This window comes from Alistipes sp. AF14-19 (assembly GCF_003461645.1).
Taxonomy (GTDB): domain Bacteria; phylum Bacteroidota; class Bacteroidia; order Bacteroidales; family Rikenellaceae; genus Alistipes; species Alistipes shahii.
Window position 1 is genome coordinate 57,323 of the sequence record NZ_QTXM01000008.1, and the last position, 14,485, is coordinate 71,807.

The window sequence follows — 14,485 nt, forward strand, 5'->3', positions numbered from 1 at the left end:
CCGTTTTCGAAATAAAGGTAGCTGTTTGTTCCGTAGACCCATTGTTCGTGTACGCCCCAACTGCCCGACATGGTGTTGACGTCTTCGGGCGACCCCCATGCCTCACGGCACATTTCCCGGGTCATACCGATCCGGACTTTGCCCTCCAGGATCAGCTCGGCAGTAGCCTTGCCGTATTTCCGGTAGAGCGCAGCCTTACGCTCCTTCTGCTCTTTTTCCTGTTGCAGGCGGGCTTCGGCGCGCTTTCGGGCCTCCTCGGCGCGCTGGGCGTATACCTCTTCGGACGGGGTGAAGATCAGCTCTTCCATGAAGGCGCGGTCGCTGCCGAGGGTGTATCCTTCGACGCCGAAAGGTGTCGGGTAGCGGCAAAGCGGGATGTAAATCCGCACGCTGTCCTCTTTCCGTTCGAATACGAACGCGGGCACGGCGTAACCCGTTCCGTCGCCGATCAGCCGGAGGTCGAGGCACTTCAGTTCCGTGCCGAAATTCAGCCGGTTCTCTTCGCCCTGCATGGTCTTGGCCTGCAATCCGAAGTATCCGGAAACATATCCCGGAGCTTCGGGTTTGCGCTTCGTGAGGAAGAACTCCCTGCCGACGTATGCCGCACGGTACTTCTCGATCAGCCCTTCGACGACGACCGGATAATATTCGTCCCGCAGGTTCGTTTTGTCTTTTCCCGCATGTGCATACCAATAGAGTGTTTCTCCCTCTTTGGATCGGAGCCGGAAAACCCGGAACGCCTCTCCCTGGATTCTGTGTGTCTTGAGACCTGTTATTTCGAAGGTTTTTCCTTCGATGGCTTCCGCCGGGGTGAACCAGCCCGTTTCGGGAGCCGTCGGAAAGAGGTCCCGTCCGAGAACGTGCGACTCCATTGTCGTGCATCCGCAGGCGGCTGTCGTTTCGTCTTTGTAGAACCGGGGACGGTAGGTATCGCTGTAAAGGGTGTCGATCCGGAAATCCTCGGGGCGGACCTTTCTGCGGGGTTTGCGCAGCCACACCGTGTCGATGCGCACGACGGCGGGCGTTTCCGCGAGGAAGTTGAAGTAGGCGACCGGGCGGAGATCGGCGTGAATGTCCCGGGGATAGAACAGGATGCGTTGCCCGACGAGGCTTTCGTAATAGGCGGCGTCGCCGCCCGTGCGGATGTTTGCCGTCGAATCGTATACCGCCGGCGCGGTTTTCTCCGGCGCGGCGCCGTGCGGCAGGACGGATTGGACTTTGAGTTGTGCCGAAGCGTCTGCGATGCAGCAGAGACCGAGCAGGGTGGGGAGGAGGCGTTTCATCTTTTTGTCGTATGGACCCAAAGGTAGCGATAATTCCTGTCTTTGGCGCCGCTGCGGCGCTTTTGTTTGCCGGAGTGCTTTGCAATTCGCCGGCGATTCGGTTTTGAGCCGGCTTTTTCTTATCTTTGTTGCCTACAATGTAAAGTTTATGGGAGAAATAAGGGCAAAAAAGGCGCTGGGACAGCATTTTCTGGTCGACCTGAATATCGCGCGCAAAATCTGCGATTCGCTTTCGGGCGGCAGTGCGGCCGGCGGACCGTGTACGGTGCTCGAAGTGGGGTGCGGCATGGGCGTGCTGACGCAGTTCCTGCTGCGGCGCAGCGACATCGTGACCTGGGGCGCCGAGATCGACCCGGAGAGCGTCGCATACCTCCACGCGCACTACCCGGAGTTCGCGCCGCGGCTCGTCGCGGGCGACTTCCTCGGGATGAACCTGCGCGAACGCTTTCCCGAAGGACTGAAAATCATCGGCAACTTCCCCTATAACATCTCGTCCCAGATTTTTTTCAAGGTGCTGGAGAACCGCGATCTCGTTCCCGAGTGCGTGGGCATGATCCAGAGGGAGGTCGCCGTGCGGCTGGCCGAGCCTCCCGGTTCGAAGGAGTACGGCATCCTGTCGGTGCTCCTGCAGGCGTGGTATGACATCGAATATCTGTTTACCGTGAACGAGACGGTGTTCAATCCGCCTCCGAAGGTCAAGAGCGCCGTGATCCGCCTGCGCCGCAATGCCACGGAGCGTCTCGGCTGCGACGAAACCCTGTTCGTGAAGGTGGTGAAAGCCTCCTTCGGCCAGCGGCGCAAGATGATCCGCAACTCGCTGAAGTCCGTGTTCGGCGATTTCGGCGGGGCCGAGCACCCCTTCTTCACCCGGCGCGCCGAGCAGCTGGGCGTCGCCGAGTTCGTGGAGCTAACGAATTGGGTTTCGCGATTTTCGATTTTATAGGGCATCTTTGCACTTGCATTCGTGCGGCACGAATGGGACGTATTTCGATACTACCCATCCGTGCCGCTCTTCGTTTAAGCACAAATCTGTTCCTCTAAAATCGAAAACGCATTTTGCTCCGGCCTGCCGTTACATGCCGGCCGGTTTTTCCGCCCCGGCGACCACCGTCACCAGGTCTTCGCGGCGGAGGTATTTCCGGGCCAGCTGCTGCACCCCGGCGGGCGTCATCTCCCGGATACGGCGTATGTTGCTGCCGATCACCGTGTTGTCGCAGCCGCAGAGGATGTTTTCGATCGTCACGTCGGCGATGCCGAACGGCCCGTCGAGAATGCGCATCATCTCGCCCGTCATCATGTTTTTCACCAGCTCCAGTTCCGCTTCCGGCATCGGCTCCGCGCCGAGGCGTTCGATCTCGGCGTAAATCTCCCGCAGAGCCTCCTGCGTCACGTCCGCGCCGACCTGGGCCGCTATGGCGAAATAGCCTTCGCGTTCGAAGTTGACCATCGCCGAGACCACGCCGTAGGTGTAGCCGTGCTCTTCGCGGAGGTTCTGCATCAGGCGCGAGCCGAAATAGCCGCCCAGGGCCGTCGCCACGACCTGCATGCCCAAAAAATCGGGATGCGTGCGCGGGAACAGCAGGCGGCCGATGCGCAGCGACGACTGCACGGCCCCCGGGTACTCGACGAACGCCGTATGCGTGGTCTCGGGCGCGGGGAAGGCGGGCGGCGCTTCGGCCGCGCCGCGGGGAATCCGTCCGGCAAGCTCCGCCACGGCCTTCAGCTCGTGGTCGCCGATGCGCCCGCTGCACACGACGAAGCAGTTTTCGGCGGTGTAGAACCGGCGGTAGAATCCCGCCACGTCGTCGCGCGTGAGGCTGTCGTAGGCCTCCTCGTGCGACGAGACGCCGTAAGGATGCCGCTCCCCGAACAGCGCCCGTGCGAAGGCCTCGCGGGCCTTCACGTCGATCTTCGCCCGCTCGACCGCCAGCCGCTGTCTGCGTTTGGCGGCGTAGGTGCGCAGCTCCTCCTCGGGGAATGCGGGGCAGAGCAGGATCTGCTCCGCTACGGCGAGCGTCGGGTCGAAGAATTTCGAGAGGGTGGCGAAATTGATGTAGGCGTAGTCGCGGTCGACGTTCACGTCGTACCACGAGCCGTAGTAGTCGAGTTGTTCGGCGATCTGGTGCGCCGTCATGTCGCGCGAGCCTTCGGAGAGAAGGTTGGCGGCGGCCGACGCCGAGAAGGGCGCCTGCTGGAGGGCCGATCCGGCGCGGAAGACGAACGAGATGCGCAGCACCTCGAAATCGTCGGAGGCGAGCGTGTAGAGTCCGATGCCGTTGGGTAGCGTCGTGCGGCGGGCTTCGGCGACCTCGACCTGCGAGGGAGTTATGCGGGGTTGTGTCATTTCCTGGCGTTGTAAATGAGTGTGGAACTGTTTTCGGGCCGCAGCGTGCGGCGGCTGAACGAGCGGATGTCCTCGTCGGTGACGGCGCGGTAGCGGTCCACCTCGCGGTTGATCAGGGAGAGGTCGCCCAGCATCTCGTAGAACCCGAGGTTCATCGCCTTGTTCATCACGTTCAGTTCGCCGAAGAGCGTGTTGGCTTCGAATTTGTTCTTGACCTTTTCGATTTCGTATGCGGTCGCGGCGGTCGTTTGCAGGGCTTCGATCTCTTCGCGGAAAGCCGCTTCGGCCGCTTCGGGCGTCACGCCCGGGAGCAGCTGGCCCGTGAAGACGAACAGTCCCGGATCGACGTCGCCCGTGATGTAGGCGTTGACGCTCGACAGCAGGTTGCGTTCTTTGACGAGGTGCGTGTAGAGGCGTCCCGAGTCGCCGCCCGAGAGCAGGTCCGAAACCAGGTCGGCGGTGTAGAAATCGGGCTTGGTGCGCGCGCACATGTGATAGGCTACGGTGACGGTCGAGGCCGGCACGTCGCGTTCGACCTCCTGGCGGCGGGCCTGTGTCTGCACGGGTTCCTGCGGGATGGCGGCCGTCGCGGACGGGTGGTCGGCGAGCGGCGCGAACCACTTTTCGGCCAGCTCCAGCATCCGCTCCTCCTCCATGTCGGCCGAGATCGACAGAATGGCGTTCGACGGGCGGTAGTGGGCGCGGTAGAAGGACTCGACGTCCGCGAGCGTGGCTCCGGCGATATGGTCGGTCGCCAGGCCGATGGCCGCCCAGCGGTAGGGGTGGACCTTGTAGGCGAGCGCCCGCAGCAGCATCGTCTGGTCGCCGTAGGGCTGGTTGAGGTATCGCTGGCGGAACTCCTCGATCACCACCTTCTTCTCGGCTTCGAGCTTGGCGGGGGTGATGTCGAGTCCCTCCATGCGGTCGCTTTCGAGCCAGAGGGCCGTTTCGAGGTTGTCCTTCGGGAGCGTGATGTAGAAATCCGTGTAGTCGTTGTTGGTGAAGGCGTTGTTGTCGCCCGAAGCCATCTGCACCGGAAGGTCGAAATTCTCCACGGCGCGCGTTCCGCGGAACATCAGGTGTTCGAACAGGTGGGCGAATCCCGTGCGTGCGGGGTTTTCGTTGCGCGCGCCGACCCGGTAGAGGATATTCACGGCGGCGAGTTTCGACGCCCGGTCGCGGTTGACCACGACGGTCAGCCCGTTGGGGAGTGTTTTTCTGGTGTATGGAATCATAGTTGCGCAAAGGTACGAAAAAGTCCGGTGGCTGCAAACCGGGATTGCGTGGGATGGTCCCGTAGAACCTTCCGGCAGATAAAAGGGCGGTCGCGTCCCCGGGGACCGTAAAAAAGCAGCGGCGGGAAATACAAGTGACGCCTCATTGTTCGGAAAATGGATTCGGTGACTATGAAGAAGTTTGGGATAGGAATCCATCGCTCCCGCCGCTGCATGACCGGTACATCGGCAGAAACGAGAAGAGTGCTGCCGAGATCCTGGCTCCTGCGGCTCTGGTAAAGCCTGTAAACCCCTCACATCAGCGCGCACCCTTCGGGTACGATCCATTGTGGGTTTACAAAAAATTTACCAGATTTCAGGAGCCCCAATATAACCGTTTCAATAACGATATTTAAAGAACGAATGCAAACGTGTTTCCGAGGGCAAAGTTAATAAAAAATCCCGGTTTGCGGCCAATGTGTCCGAAAGTCCTATTCATAAACCTTATTTTTGCGGCTCCGTCCGTCCGGCCTGCGGTCCGCGCGCCGCGCGCCGTGTCCGGACGCGGCGTTTCCGCCCTCGGGATGCGTGCGCCTGCGGGTAATTCACTATTGGTTAGCCAGTTCTGCAACTTGGTGATTTCCCGGCAGTTTGTTGTTAATTGAATAACAACCCGGCTGTTATTCGATTCACATTTGAAATGTCGAAAAATAACGCTTTTTTGAACAAAAGTAAGTGCGGATTCTCGGCTGAAATTGCTATCTTTGCATCGCCCGTGTTTCCGGGCTGTGTCTGGATTGTTAGGAAAAACACACAAATATCATCTAAATTTCAACTAAAATGGCAGAAAAGAAATTTATCACTTGTGATGGTAACTACGCTGCGGCCCATGTGGCTTACATGTTCTCGGAAGTCGCGGCCATCTATCCCATCACGCCGTCGTCGACGATGGCCGAGCTCGTGGACGAGTGGGCCGCCCAGGGCCGTAAAAATATCTTCGGAGAGACCGTTAAAGTCGTTGAAATGCAGTCCGAGGCCGGAGCCGCAGGCGCCGTGCACGGATCGTTGCAGAGCGGCGCCCTGACCTCGACGTTCACCGCTTCGCAGGGTCTGCTGCTGATGATCCCCAACATGTACAAGATCTCCGGCGAGCTGCTTCCGGGCGTGTTCCACGTTTCGGCGCGTGCGCTGGCCGCACAGTCGCTGTCGATTTTCGGCGATCATCAGGATGTGATGGCGGCCCGCCAGACGGGTTTTGCCATGCTGGCCACCTCGTCGGTGCAGGAGGTCATGGACCTCGCCGGCATCGCGCACCTCGTGTCGCTGAAGGCCCGCGTTCCGTTCCTGCACTTCTTCGACGGTTTCCGCACCTCGCACGAGATCCAGAAGATCGAACTGATCGACGAAGCCGCGCTGACGGCGCTGCTCGACCGCGACGCCCTGAAGGAGTTCCGCGCCCGCGCTTTGAACCCCGAACACCCCGTTACGCGCGGTACGGCCCAGAATCCCGACATCTATTTCCAGACGCGCGAGGCTTCGAACAAGTTCTACGACGCCATTCCCGACATGGTGGCCGACACCATGAAGGAGATTTCGAAGATCACGGGACGCGACTACAAGCCGTTCGTCTACTACGGCGCGAAGGACGCCGAGAACGTGATCGTCGCCATGGGTTCGGTGACCGAGACCATCAAGGAGACGGTCGACTACCTGATGGCCAAGGGCGAAAAGGTGGGTGTAGTGACCGTGCACCTCTACCGCCCGTTCTCGGTGAAATACCTGATGGCCGTGCTTCCCGAGAGTGTGAAGCGCGTCTGCGTGCTCGACCGCACGAAGGAGCCGGGAGCCAACGGCGACCCGCTGTATATGGATGTCGTGGAGGCGTTCGCCGCCTGTCCGTGCGACCGCAAGCCGCTCGTCATCGGCGGGCGTTACGGCCTTTCGTCGAAGGACACCACTCCGGCGCAGATGCTGGCCGTGTTCGAGAACCTGAAGATGAACGAGCCGAAGAACCAGTTCACGGTGGGTATCGTCGACGACGTGACGTTCCGTTCACTGCCCGTCGGCGAGGAGATTTCGCTCGCGAAGCCCGGCACGTTCGAGGGCCTCTTCTTCGGTCTGGGCGCCGACGGCACGGTGGGCGCCAACAAGAACTCGATCAAGATCATCGGCGGCACGACCGACAAGTACTGCCAGGCCTATTTCTCCTATGACTCGAAGAAATCGGGCGGCTACACCTCGTCGCACCTGCGTTTCGGCGACCTGCCGATCACGTCGCCCTATCTGGTGACCACCCCCGACTTCGTGGCCTGCCACGTGCCTTCGTACGTCGACAAGTACGACGTGCTGAAGGGGCTGAAGACCGGCGGTTCGTTCCTGCTGAACTCGGTGCACGACGCCGAGACGACCTGCGCGACGCTGCCCGACCACATGAAGGTCTACCTGGCCAAGAACAAGATCAACTTCTATATCATCAACGCCACGAAGATCGCCGCCGAGCTGGGTCTGGGTTCGCGTACGAACACCATCATGCAGTCGGCCTTCTTCAAGATCGCCAATGTCATTCCGTTCGACAAGGCCGTCGAGGAGATGAAGAAAGCCATTCTGAAATCCTACGGCAAGAAGGGCGAGGACATCGTCAACATGAACTATGCGGCCGTCGACGCCGGCGGCAACGCCGTGGTGAAGGTCGAGGTTCCGGCCGAGTGGGCGAATATCGTCGTGAAGGAGGAGGAGCACACGGCCGATGCCGCGCGTCCCGACTTCGTGAAGAAGATCGTCGACCCGATCAACGCCCTGAAAGGCGACCTGCTGCCCGTTTCGGCCTTCAACGGCCGCGAAGACGGCACGTGGGACAACGGCACGGCCGCTTATGAGAAGCGCGGCATCGCCGTCGACGTTCCCGAGTGGAAGATCGGGAACTGTATCCAGTGCAACCAGTGCGCCTATGTCTGCCCCCACGCCGTGATCCGTCCGTTCCTCGCCACCGAGGAGGAGGCCGCCGCTTCGGGCGTGGAGTGGAAGCAGGGCCTCGGCGAGACCAAGGAGTACAAGTTCCGCATCCAGATTTCGCCGATGGACTGTACGGGCTGTTCGAACTGCGTCGACGTCTGCCCCGCCAAGGATAAGGCGCTCGTGATGCGCCCGCTGGAGGAGCAGATGCCCCAGCAGAAGAATTGGGATTACATCACCAAAAATATCGGTTACAAGCAGGTCGTCGACAAGACCAAGTCGGTCAAGAACCTTCAGTTCGCACAGCCGTTGTTCGAGTTCTCGGGCGCTTGCGCAGGCTGCGGCGAGACCCCCTATATCAAGGCCATTTCGCAGCTGTTCGGCGACAAGATGATGGTTGCCAACGCCACGGGCTGCACCTCGATCTACTCGGGTTCGGCTCCCTCGACGCCCTACTGCACCAACGCCGCCGGCCAGGGTCCCGCATGGGCCAACTCGCTCTTCGAGGACAACGCCGAGTTCGGTCTGGGTATGCACGTCGGCGTGGAGAAACTCCGCGACCGCGTCCAGGAGACGATGGAGAAGGCCATCGCCAACTGCACCAAGTGCTCCGAGGAGTTGAAAGCCGTGATGAAGGAGTGGATCGAAAACCGCGGCTCGTCGGCCAAATCGGCCGAGGTTACGGCGCGCCTGATCCCGCTGCTGGAGGCCTGCGGCTGCGACTACTGCAAGGAGATTCTCGAGCACAAGGACTGGCTCGTGAAGAAGTCGCAGTGGATCATCGGCGGCGACGGCTGGGGTTACGACATCGGTTACGGCGGCGTGGACCACGTGCTGGCCACGGGTCAGGATGTGAACATCCTCGTTGTGGACACCGAGGTTTACTCGAACACCGGCGGTCAGTCGTCGAAATCGACTCCCGTGGGCGCCGTCGCCAAGTTCGCATCGAGCGGCAAGCGCATCCGCAAGAAAGACCTCGGCGCTATGGCCATGACCTACGGTTATGTCTATGTGGCGCAGGTTTCGATCGGCGCTTCGCAGCAGCAGCTCTTCAACGTGCTCAAAGAGGCCGAGGCTTATCCCGGACCTTCGCTCGTGATCGCCTACGCTCCGTGTATCAACCACGGCATCAAGGGCGGCATGACCCGCACGCAGACCGTCGGCAAGGAGGCCGTAGCCTGCGGCTACTGGCACCTGTGGCACTACAATCCGCTGCTTGAGGAGCAGGGCAAGAACCCGTTCGTGCTCGATTCGAAAGAGCCGGATTGGTCGAAGTTCCGCGAATTCCTGCTGAAGGAGGTGCGCTACACCTCGCTCCAGAAGTCGTTCCCTGCCGAGGCCGACGAACTGTTCGCCGCTGCGGAGGAGAACGCCAAGTGGCGTTACAACGGCTACAAGCGTCTCGCGCAGATGGAGTACTAACCGTCTGTTCCCGCTGTAAGGGCCGCATCCCAGTTTAGGTGCGGCCTTTTTTTGGCGGCATTCTGCGAACGCCCGAAGCGTCGCCGGCGTTGGAAGGCCGTGCTTTCATCCTTTTCGGCAGCCGGTTGTTGCGCAACCCGAATATATTGCCTATATTTGTCTGACGGAAACAGGCCCGAGGCGAAGAAACGTTTTTCCCTGCTCGCCGCCGTTTGATCGTCTGCTGTGCCTTGCGGATTGGATGCGCGCCGTGCGCCTTTGCCGCCGGCACGCCCCGCCGACGGGAACGCCCGCGGCTGCCGCGCTGTCCATGACTGGATCAAACCCGGCGATGCGTTCGACAAAGCCCGGGCGGACGCCTGTCTGATGGCCGTACAGCCTCCTGCCGAGGGGCAGGTGCCGGCAGCCGGTTATCGTCTGGCGCGTGTTTTGAATGAATTGTTCGGTTAACAAACGTATTTTGAAATTATGAAAAAGATTTTTGCAGCCGCAGCGCTGCTTTTAGCCATGACCGCCTGTGGCGGATCGCAGAAAGAGGCCCTTCCGCTGGAGGGCACGACGTGGAAACTTGCCAAAATGGAGGCGATTCCCGCCAAGGCCGTCGACGCCGAGGCCGATTTCTTCACCCTGCAATTCAGCGCCGCCGATACGCTCGTGTCGGGCCGTACCAACTGCAACCGTTTCTTCGGCAAGTACGAGCTGAAAGGGCAGAAGCTGGAGTTCGAGAATCTCGGCATGACCCGGATGGCCTGCCCCGAGATGCAGTACGAGGACGCTTTCGTGAAGATGCTCGACGAGGTGGACGGCTACGAGATCAAGGGCGAGGAGTTGAAATTCTACGACGACAAGAAGCTGCTTGCCGAGTTCCGCGCCGTGCAGGACGCTGCGGCTCAAAAGAAATAAGTCGTATCCCGGCCTGAATGAAAAATCCCGCTTCCGAGTGTCGGAAGCGGGATTTTCGTCTTTTTGCCGCGACCCGCGGCCGCCCTCCTATGCGGGGTGTCATTCTCCGGAAGCGATTCCTGCTTCGAGCCGTTCGAAAAATTCCCGGAGCGGGATTCCGTAGTAGGCGCACAGGTCGGCAAGCGTCGAGACCGAGATGTTCCCGCGTCCGGATTCGATCCGGCCGATGTTGATGTCGGTGTCGGTGAAGACCTGCTTTTGGGAGAGGTTGCGCGCATGGCGCAGTTCGCGCAGCTGCGCGACCACGCCCCGGACCACAGGTTCGTTATATCGTTCGTTTTTCCGCCGCATGGTACAAAGATACGTTAAATTCGGCAATTTCCGAAGCCCGGTCGCCGCATCCTTCGCGGCCCTGCAAAAAGTCCGCAGCGCACCGCCGGTCACCGGTTTTCTCTCATCCACCTTTTGCTGTTCGCTGTTCGCTGTCCGCTGTTCGCTGTCCGCTGTCCGCTGTTCGCTGTTTGCCGCTCGCCGTTCGCCGCTTGTTGCCTGTGCCTACTGTTCGCCCGCCGCTTGTTATTCGCCACTCTCCGTCTGCCGCCACAGCCCGCCATCACAACTCGCCGACCGCAAACAGCCGCTGCGCGGGTCGATTCCTCTCCGGCAAACCCGCTTTTGTCCGGATATGCGCTGAATCGGCCGCATATGTGTGCCAAAAGGAGATCAATGTTATTCTGTTTGGCTTCAGACGTTGTCGAAACGGAATTTTTGTTTATATTTGTACAAATAAACAAAGGTAAACAACTCTTTATCCCTCTGGCTGATCGGGGAACTTCATCAGGAGACTGTTTGATCCGGGTATGGTTGCTGTCGGTCCTGTGTTATGCCTCGACTTCGTGGTGGGGCAGGCATGGGCACGGGACGATTTTCCTGTTCCGGCTCCTTGAAGCCTGCATTGAGAGGGACCGACTTGCGCTTTTTTGCTGGAAACAAAGCCGCGCGGTCATTATTCCGGGGCGGCGTCCGCCGTTGCATCACGGTCGGGATTTCTGACGAAATCCCCGTGCTGCCGTCTCGGTTGGATTTTAGGGGCGGCGGCTGTGATTTAGGCGTCACAGATAACATTCTTCCCGGGGGATTCCTGTTTTTGCCGTTCGTTTCCGAACGACGGGTGTATAGAGGCGTCACACTGGAGAGATCTCCGACAGGAGTCCCATCCGCCGCCCCTTTTTTTCGGGGACGGGCCGACGGCCAATACGTCACTACATACTAAAGTTTCACCCGGCGGAAGGTTTCCGTCCCCGATTTTTCATTGATAACAGGCACACGAAAAAAGCGGCCCCTCACGGAGACCGCTTTTTATCGTTTTCGTTGTTTTGTTTACTCGCTGAGCGGGGAAACGCTTACGTACGATTTTCCTTCGCCCTTCTTGCAGAATTCTACTGTTCCGTCGACGAGAGCGAAGAGCGTGTGGTCCTTGCCCATGCCTACGTTTTCACCGGCGTTGTGCACCGTGCCGCGCTGGCGAACGATGATGTTGCCCGCCTTTGCGAACTGACCGCCGAACAGTTTGATGCCGAGTCGCTTGCTTTCCGACTCACGGCCGTTCTTCGAACTACCTACACCTTTCTTGTGTGCCATGTTGATTCAGTTTTTAAAGGTTATGCAACGATTTCCTCGACGAGAATCTGCGTCAGGTACTGGCGGTGTCCGTTGCACTTCTGGTAGCCCGTGCGACGTTTCTTTTTGAACACCAGAACCTTGTCATCCTTCAGATGCTTCAAGATCTTGCACTTCACTGCGGCGCCTTTCACTACAGGTGCGCCGACTTTAACCTGACCGTCGTTGTCTGTGAGCAGGACTTTGTCGAAACTTACGGACGAATTTTCTTCGCCCTGAAGACGGTGGACATAAAGTTTCCGACCTTTTTCAGCTTTAAATTGCTGACCTGCAATCTCTACTATAACGTACATTTAAGTCGATTATGTATTTGAACATAAATTCGGAGTGCAAATATACGCATATTTATCTTATAAACAACACATCCTGCAATTTTTTTTGCCCCGGTGCGCCTCTGGCACGGTTTTGGGCGCGGCAGACGCTGCCGGCAAAGCCGGCGGAAGGACATGCACCGAATATTGATTGTTTCCGACGAGGAGTTCCTGCGCGACGTGATCCGGCTTTCGCTCGCCGACATGCAGGCCGACGTGCGCTGTGCATCGGATGTTCCCGACATGCAGCGCATGGTCCGGCGCATGCTGTTCGACCTGGTCGTCGTCGTGGGGACTTCGGCTTTCTTCACGGGCTGCGACGTGGTGCGCACGCTGCGCCCCGCCGGTCTCGGACGGCCGCTGGTCTACGTCGTGGCGTGGCAGCAGGCCGAACAGACGGTGTTGAGCCTCTTGGAGTGCGGCGTCGACCAGTACATGACCTTTCCCGTGAGCCTTCAGCGATTGCGGACGAAGATCGCCAACGCCTTGAACCGACAGTTATGACCGAAACGCTTCTGATGCTCTATGCGATGTTTGCGGCGGCTGGGACGTTCGCCCTGCTGTCGCTGCTCGGCGCGGCCGAACTCCACGCCCGGAGGCGGCGCTGCCGCGACGCCGCTCTGCGCGCGAAATACCTGCGTATCGTGATGCTTTACCTGCTTGCGGGCGAAGGCCCCGCGCCGCGGTTTCCGATGATCCGTCGTGCCGGTGCCCGGCTGCTGCTCGTCGAGACCGTCGCCGGACTTGCCGGCGTCACCTACGGACTGGACGCCGCGCCCCTGCGGCGCATCGTTGCGGAGTACGGACTCGACGCCTGGCTGCTCCGCCGCACGGCCCGCTCCCGGGGCTACCGCCGGGCGCGCTGCCTGCTGCTGCTCTCTCGCCTGCCCGTCGGCGCAGCCGCGGCGGACTGCGCCGCGCGTTATGCCGCGAGCCGCAACCGCTATGTGCGTTTCCAGTCGCTGATGGTGCGGCTTGCGGCCGATCCCTCGACGGCCCTGCGGCTGATGGCCGAATACCCCGAACCCTTTTCGGCCTGCGAAGTGGGGGAGATCATGGCCGTCCTGCGGCGCGGGATGCTGCCGATCGCCTACGAACCCCTCATCGGGTCTCCAAGCCGCAACCTGCGGATCGTGGGGCTGAACATCGTGCGGCAGTTCGGCATCGAGGAGGCCGAGCGGCTCCTGCTGCGCATCGTGTCCGGGGACGAAGACCCGGAACTGGTGCGCGAAGCGCTCTATACGCTCTGCGCGCTGCGCCGTCCGCTGACGCGGCGGGCCGTTTCCGGGCGGCTGTCGGCCATGCCTCCCGCCGAGCGCAAGGCCCTGCTGCGCTATGTCGTCGCCGAGGGCTATTCCCCGGGACCGCTCCGGCGGCTGCTCGACGAGCGCGAGCGTCCCTATTACGAATCGCTCGTGCAAACCTATAAACGCAGCCTGGCATGAAGCCGATCCTTCTCCTGCTGTTCGCTGCGACGGCGGCATGCGTGGGCGCGCTGCTGCCGCTGATCTCCCGCGCCCGCAGCAAACGACTGCTGCTGAACGCCGTGCGCAGGGCTTCCAGCGACGCCCCCGACGGCATCGGCATCTCGGTCCTGTGCAGCGGCGTGACGGATGCGGCGCAGATTGAAAATCTCCTCTCCCCCGAATACTCGCGTTACGAGGTGATCGTGGTGCTCGACGCCCGCCGCCACGCCGCGGAATTCGCCGCGCTGACGGCGCGCTACCGCATGATCCGCGTCGAGTGGGTCTGTTCGGGCGAACTCGAAGTCTCGGGCGTCCGTGCGCTGGGGCGTTCGCGCAGGCGGTGTTTCCGGCGGCTGGTGCTCGTCGACCGGGCGCGGGATTCGGAGGCGGGCGATTTCGACGCCGCGGCGTCGGTGGCCACCTACGATTACCTGCTGCCCGTTCGCGCAGGATGTTTCCTGCTGCCCGGAAGCGTCGAGCGGCTCGTCGCCGAACTGGGCGAAGGCCGGCCGGGAAGCCTCGACCTCATACGCTCGCCCCTGGGCGAACCCGCCGCCTTGTTGAGCCGCGAGGCGGTGGTCGCGGCGGGCGGTTTCGGGATGCGCCCGCTGCGGGGGATTCCCCGCTGCCGGCGGAGGATGTTGTGGGAACCCCTGCTTGCCGCGCCGCGCTCCGGGGTCCGAATGCCGGGACGGCTGCGCGGACTGGCGGCAGCGTCGCTTGCCGCGGCTTTCGCCGCCGCGGCCGCTGCGGGGTGGTGGACCTCCGCCGCCGCGCTCGCGACCCTCGCGCTGGTATGGGCCGGCAGGGAGTGCGCCGCGCGGCTCGCGGGCGGAACGGCCTTTTCGGCCCCGGGAGGCCTCACGGCATGGAGACGCCTTTTCGGACACTATTAAGGCACTGAAAATTT

General features: G+C 61.0%; 12 protein-coding genes. 6 read left to right on the top strand and 6 right to left on the bottom strand.

Annotated features, from left to right (window positions below):
- Window positions 1-1,283: hypothetical protein (locus DWW03_RS08675; RefSeq protein ID WP_118406647.1), on the bottom strand; the 1,283-nt coding region annotated here is incomplete at its 3' end.
- 148 nt (window positions 1,284-1,431) lie between these two features.
- On the opposite strand from DWW03_RS08675, the gene rsmA reads away from it, so the two are divergent.
- Entirely contained in the window at window positions 1,432-2,226 is a 795-nt protein-coding gene (rsmA, locus tag DWW03_RS08680; RefSeq protein WP_118406612.1) for a 16S rRNA (adenine(1518)-N(6)/adenine(1519)-N(6))-dimethyltransferase RsmA, read from the top strand.
- Window positions 2,227-2,355: 129 nt separating this feature from the next.
- On the opposite strand, the gene DWW03_RS08685 is transcribed toward rsmA, so the two are convergent.
- Both DWW03_RS08685 and DWW03_RS08690 read right to left on the bottom strand, forming a co-directional pair.
- The gene (locus tag DWW03_RS08685) at window positions 2,356-3,627 is read right to left on the bottom strand and encodes a M16 family metallopeptidase (RefSeq protein WP_022062200.1); all 1,272 of its coding nucleotides are present in this window, start codon (window positions 3,625-3,627) and stop codon (window positions 2,356-2,358) included.
- The gene (locus DWW03_RS08690; RefSeq protein WP_118406613.1) at window positions 3,624-4,862 is read right to left on the bottom strand and encodes a M16 family metallopeptidase; all 1,239 of its coding nucleotides are present in this window, start codon (window positions 4,860-4,862) and stop codon (window positions 3,624-3,626) included. The genes DWW03_RS08685 and DWW03_RS08690 overlap by 4 nt, the downstream gene beginning before the upstream one ends.
- Window positions 4,863-5,681: 819 nt before the next feature.
- On the opposite strand from DWW03_RS08690, the gene nifJ reads away from it, so the two are divergent.
- A complete protein-coding gene (gene nifJ, locus DWW03_RS08695) occupies window positions 5,682-9,215 on the top strand; it encodes a pyruvate:ferredoxin (flavodoxin) oxidoreductase (RefSeq protein WP_118406614.1) in 3,534 nt (1,177 codons plus the stop codon).
- A gap of 468 nt (window positions 9,216-9,683) precedes the next feature.
- Window positions 9,684-10,118 (top strand): META domain-containing protein, encoded by a 435-nt coding sequence (locus DWW03_RS08705; protein WP_022062196.1) that lies wholly within the window; start codon window positions 9,684-9,686, stop codon window positions 10,116-10,118.
- A gap of 99 nt (window positions 10,119-10,217) precedes the next feature.
- Here the strand turns inward: DWW03_RS08705 and DWW03_RS08710 are convergent, their stop codons facing one another.
- From DWW03_RS08710 to rplU, 3 genes are all read right to left on the bottom strand, one after another.
- Window positions 10,218-10,469, bottom strand: coding sequence for a helix-turn-helix domain-containing protein (locus DWW03_RS08710; protein WP_015546707.1), 252 nt, complete (start codon window positions 10,467-10,469; stop codon window positions 10,218-10,220).
- 1,029 nt (window positions 10,470-11,498) lie between these two features.
- Window positions 11,499-11,759, bottom strand: coding sequence for a 50S ribosomal protein L27 (gene rpmA, locus DWW03_RS08720; RefSeq protein WP_015546708.1), 261 nt, complete (start codon window positions 11,757-11,759; stop codon window positions 11,499-11,501).
- A gap of 20 nt (window positions 11,760-11,779) precedes the next feature.
- Window positions 11,780-12,091 (bottom strand): 50S ribosomal protein L21, encoded by a 312-nt coding sequence (rplU, locus tag DWW03_RS08725; protein WP_015546709.1) that lies wholly within the window; start codon window positions 12,089-12,091, stop codon window positions 11,780-11,782.
- 153 nt (window positions 12,092-12,244) lie between these two features.
- On the opposite strand from rplU, the gene DWW03_RS08730 reads away from it, so the two are divergent.
- The 3 genes from DWW03_RS08730 to DWW03_RS08740 are packed head-to-tail and all read left to right on the top strand — an operon-like array spanning window position 12,245 to window position 14,471.
- A complete protein-coding gene (locus tag DWW03_RS08730; protein WP_022062195.1) occupies window positions 12,245-12,613 on the top strand; it encodes a response regulator in 369 nt (122 codons plus the stop codon).
- A complete protein-coding gene (locus tag DWW03_RS08735) occupies window positions 12,610-13,554 on the top strand; it encodes a hypothetical protein (RefSeq protein ID WP_118406618.1) in 945 nt (314 codons plus the stop codon). Before DWW03_RS08730 ends, DWW03_RS08735 begins: the two co-directional genes overlap by 4 nt.
- Complete coding sequence (locus tag DWW03_RS08740; RefSeq protein ID WP_229095985.1) at window positions 13,551-14,471, top strand: hypothetical protein; 921 nt, start codon at window positions 13,551-13,553, stop codon at window positions 14,469-14,471. Before DWW03_RS08735 ends, DWW03_RS08740 begins: the two co-directional genes overlap by 4 nt.
- Window positions 14,472-14,485 lie beyond the last annotated feature (14 nt).

Coding starts and splice junctions, on each gene's coding strand:
- rsmA (WP_118406612.1), top strand. CDS start 1,432: ATGGGAGAAATAAGGGCAAAAAAGGCGCTGGGACAGCATTTTCTGGTC.
- DWW03_RS08685 (WP_022062200.1), bottom strand. CDS start 3,627: ATGACACAACCCCGCATAACTCCCTCGCAGGTCGAGGTCGCCGAAGCC.
- DWW03_RS08690 (WP_118406613.1), bottom strand. CDS start 4,862: ATGATTCCATACACCAGAAAAACACTCCCCAACGGGCTGACCGTCGTG.
- nifJ (WP_118406614.1), top strand. CDS start 5,682: ATGGCAGAAAAGAAATTTATCACTTGTGATGGTAACTACGCTGCGGCC.
- DWW03_RS08705 (WP_022062196.1), top strand. CDS start 9,684: ATGAAAAAGATTTTTGCAGCCGCAGCGCTGCTTTTAGCCATGACCGCC.
- DWW03_RS08710 (WP_015546707.1), bottom strand. CDS start 10,469: ATGCGGCGGAAAAACGAACGATATAACGAACCTGTGGTCCGGGGCGTG.
- rpmA (WP_015546708.1), bottom strand. CDS start 11,759: ATGGCACACAAGAAAGGTGTAGGTAGTTCGAAGAACGGCCGTGAGTCG.
- rplU (WP_015546709.1), bottom strand. CDS start 12,091: ATGTACGTTATAGTAGAGATTGCAGGTCAGCAATTTAAAGCTGAAAAA.
- DWW03_RS08730 (WP_022062195.1), top strand. CDS start 12,245: ATGCACCGAATATTGATTGTTTCCGACGAGGAGTTCCTGCGCGACGTG.
- DWW03_RS08735 (WP_118406618.1), top strand. CDS start 12,610: ATGACCGAAACGCTTCTGATGCTCTATGCGATGTTTGCGGCGGCTGGG.
- DWW03_RS08740 (WP_229095985.1), top strand. CDS start 13,551: ATGAAGCCGATCCTTCTCCTGCTGTTCGCTGCGACGGCGGCATGCGTG.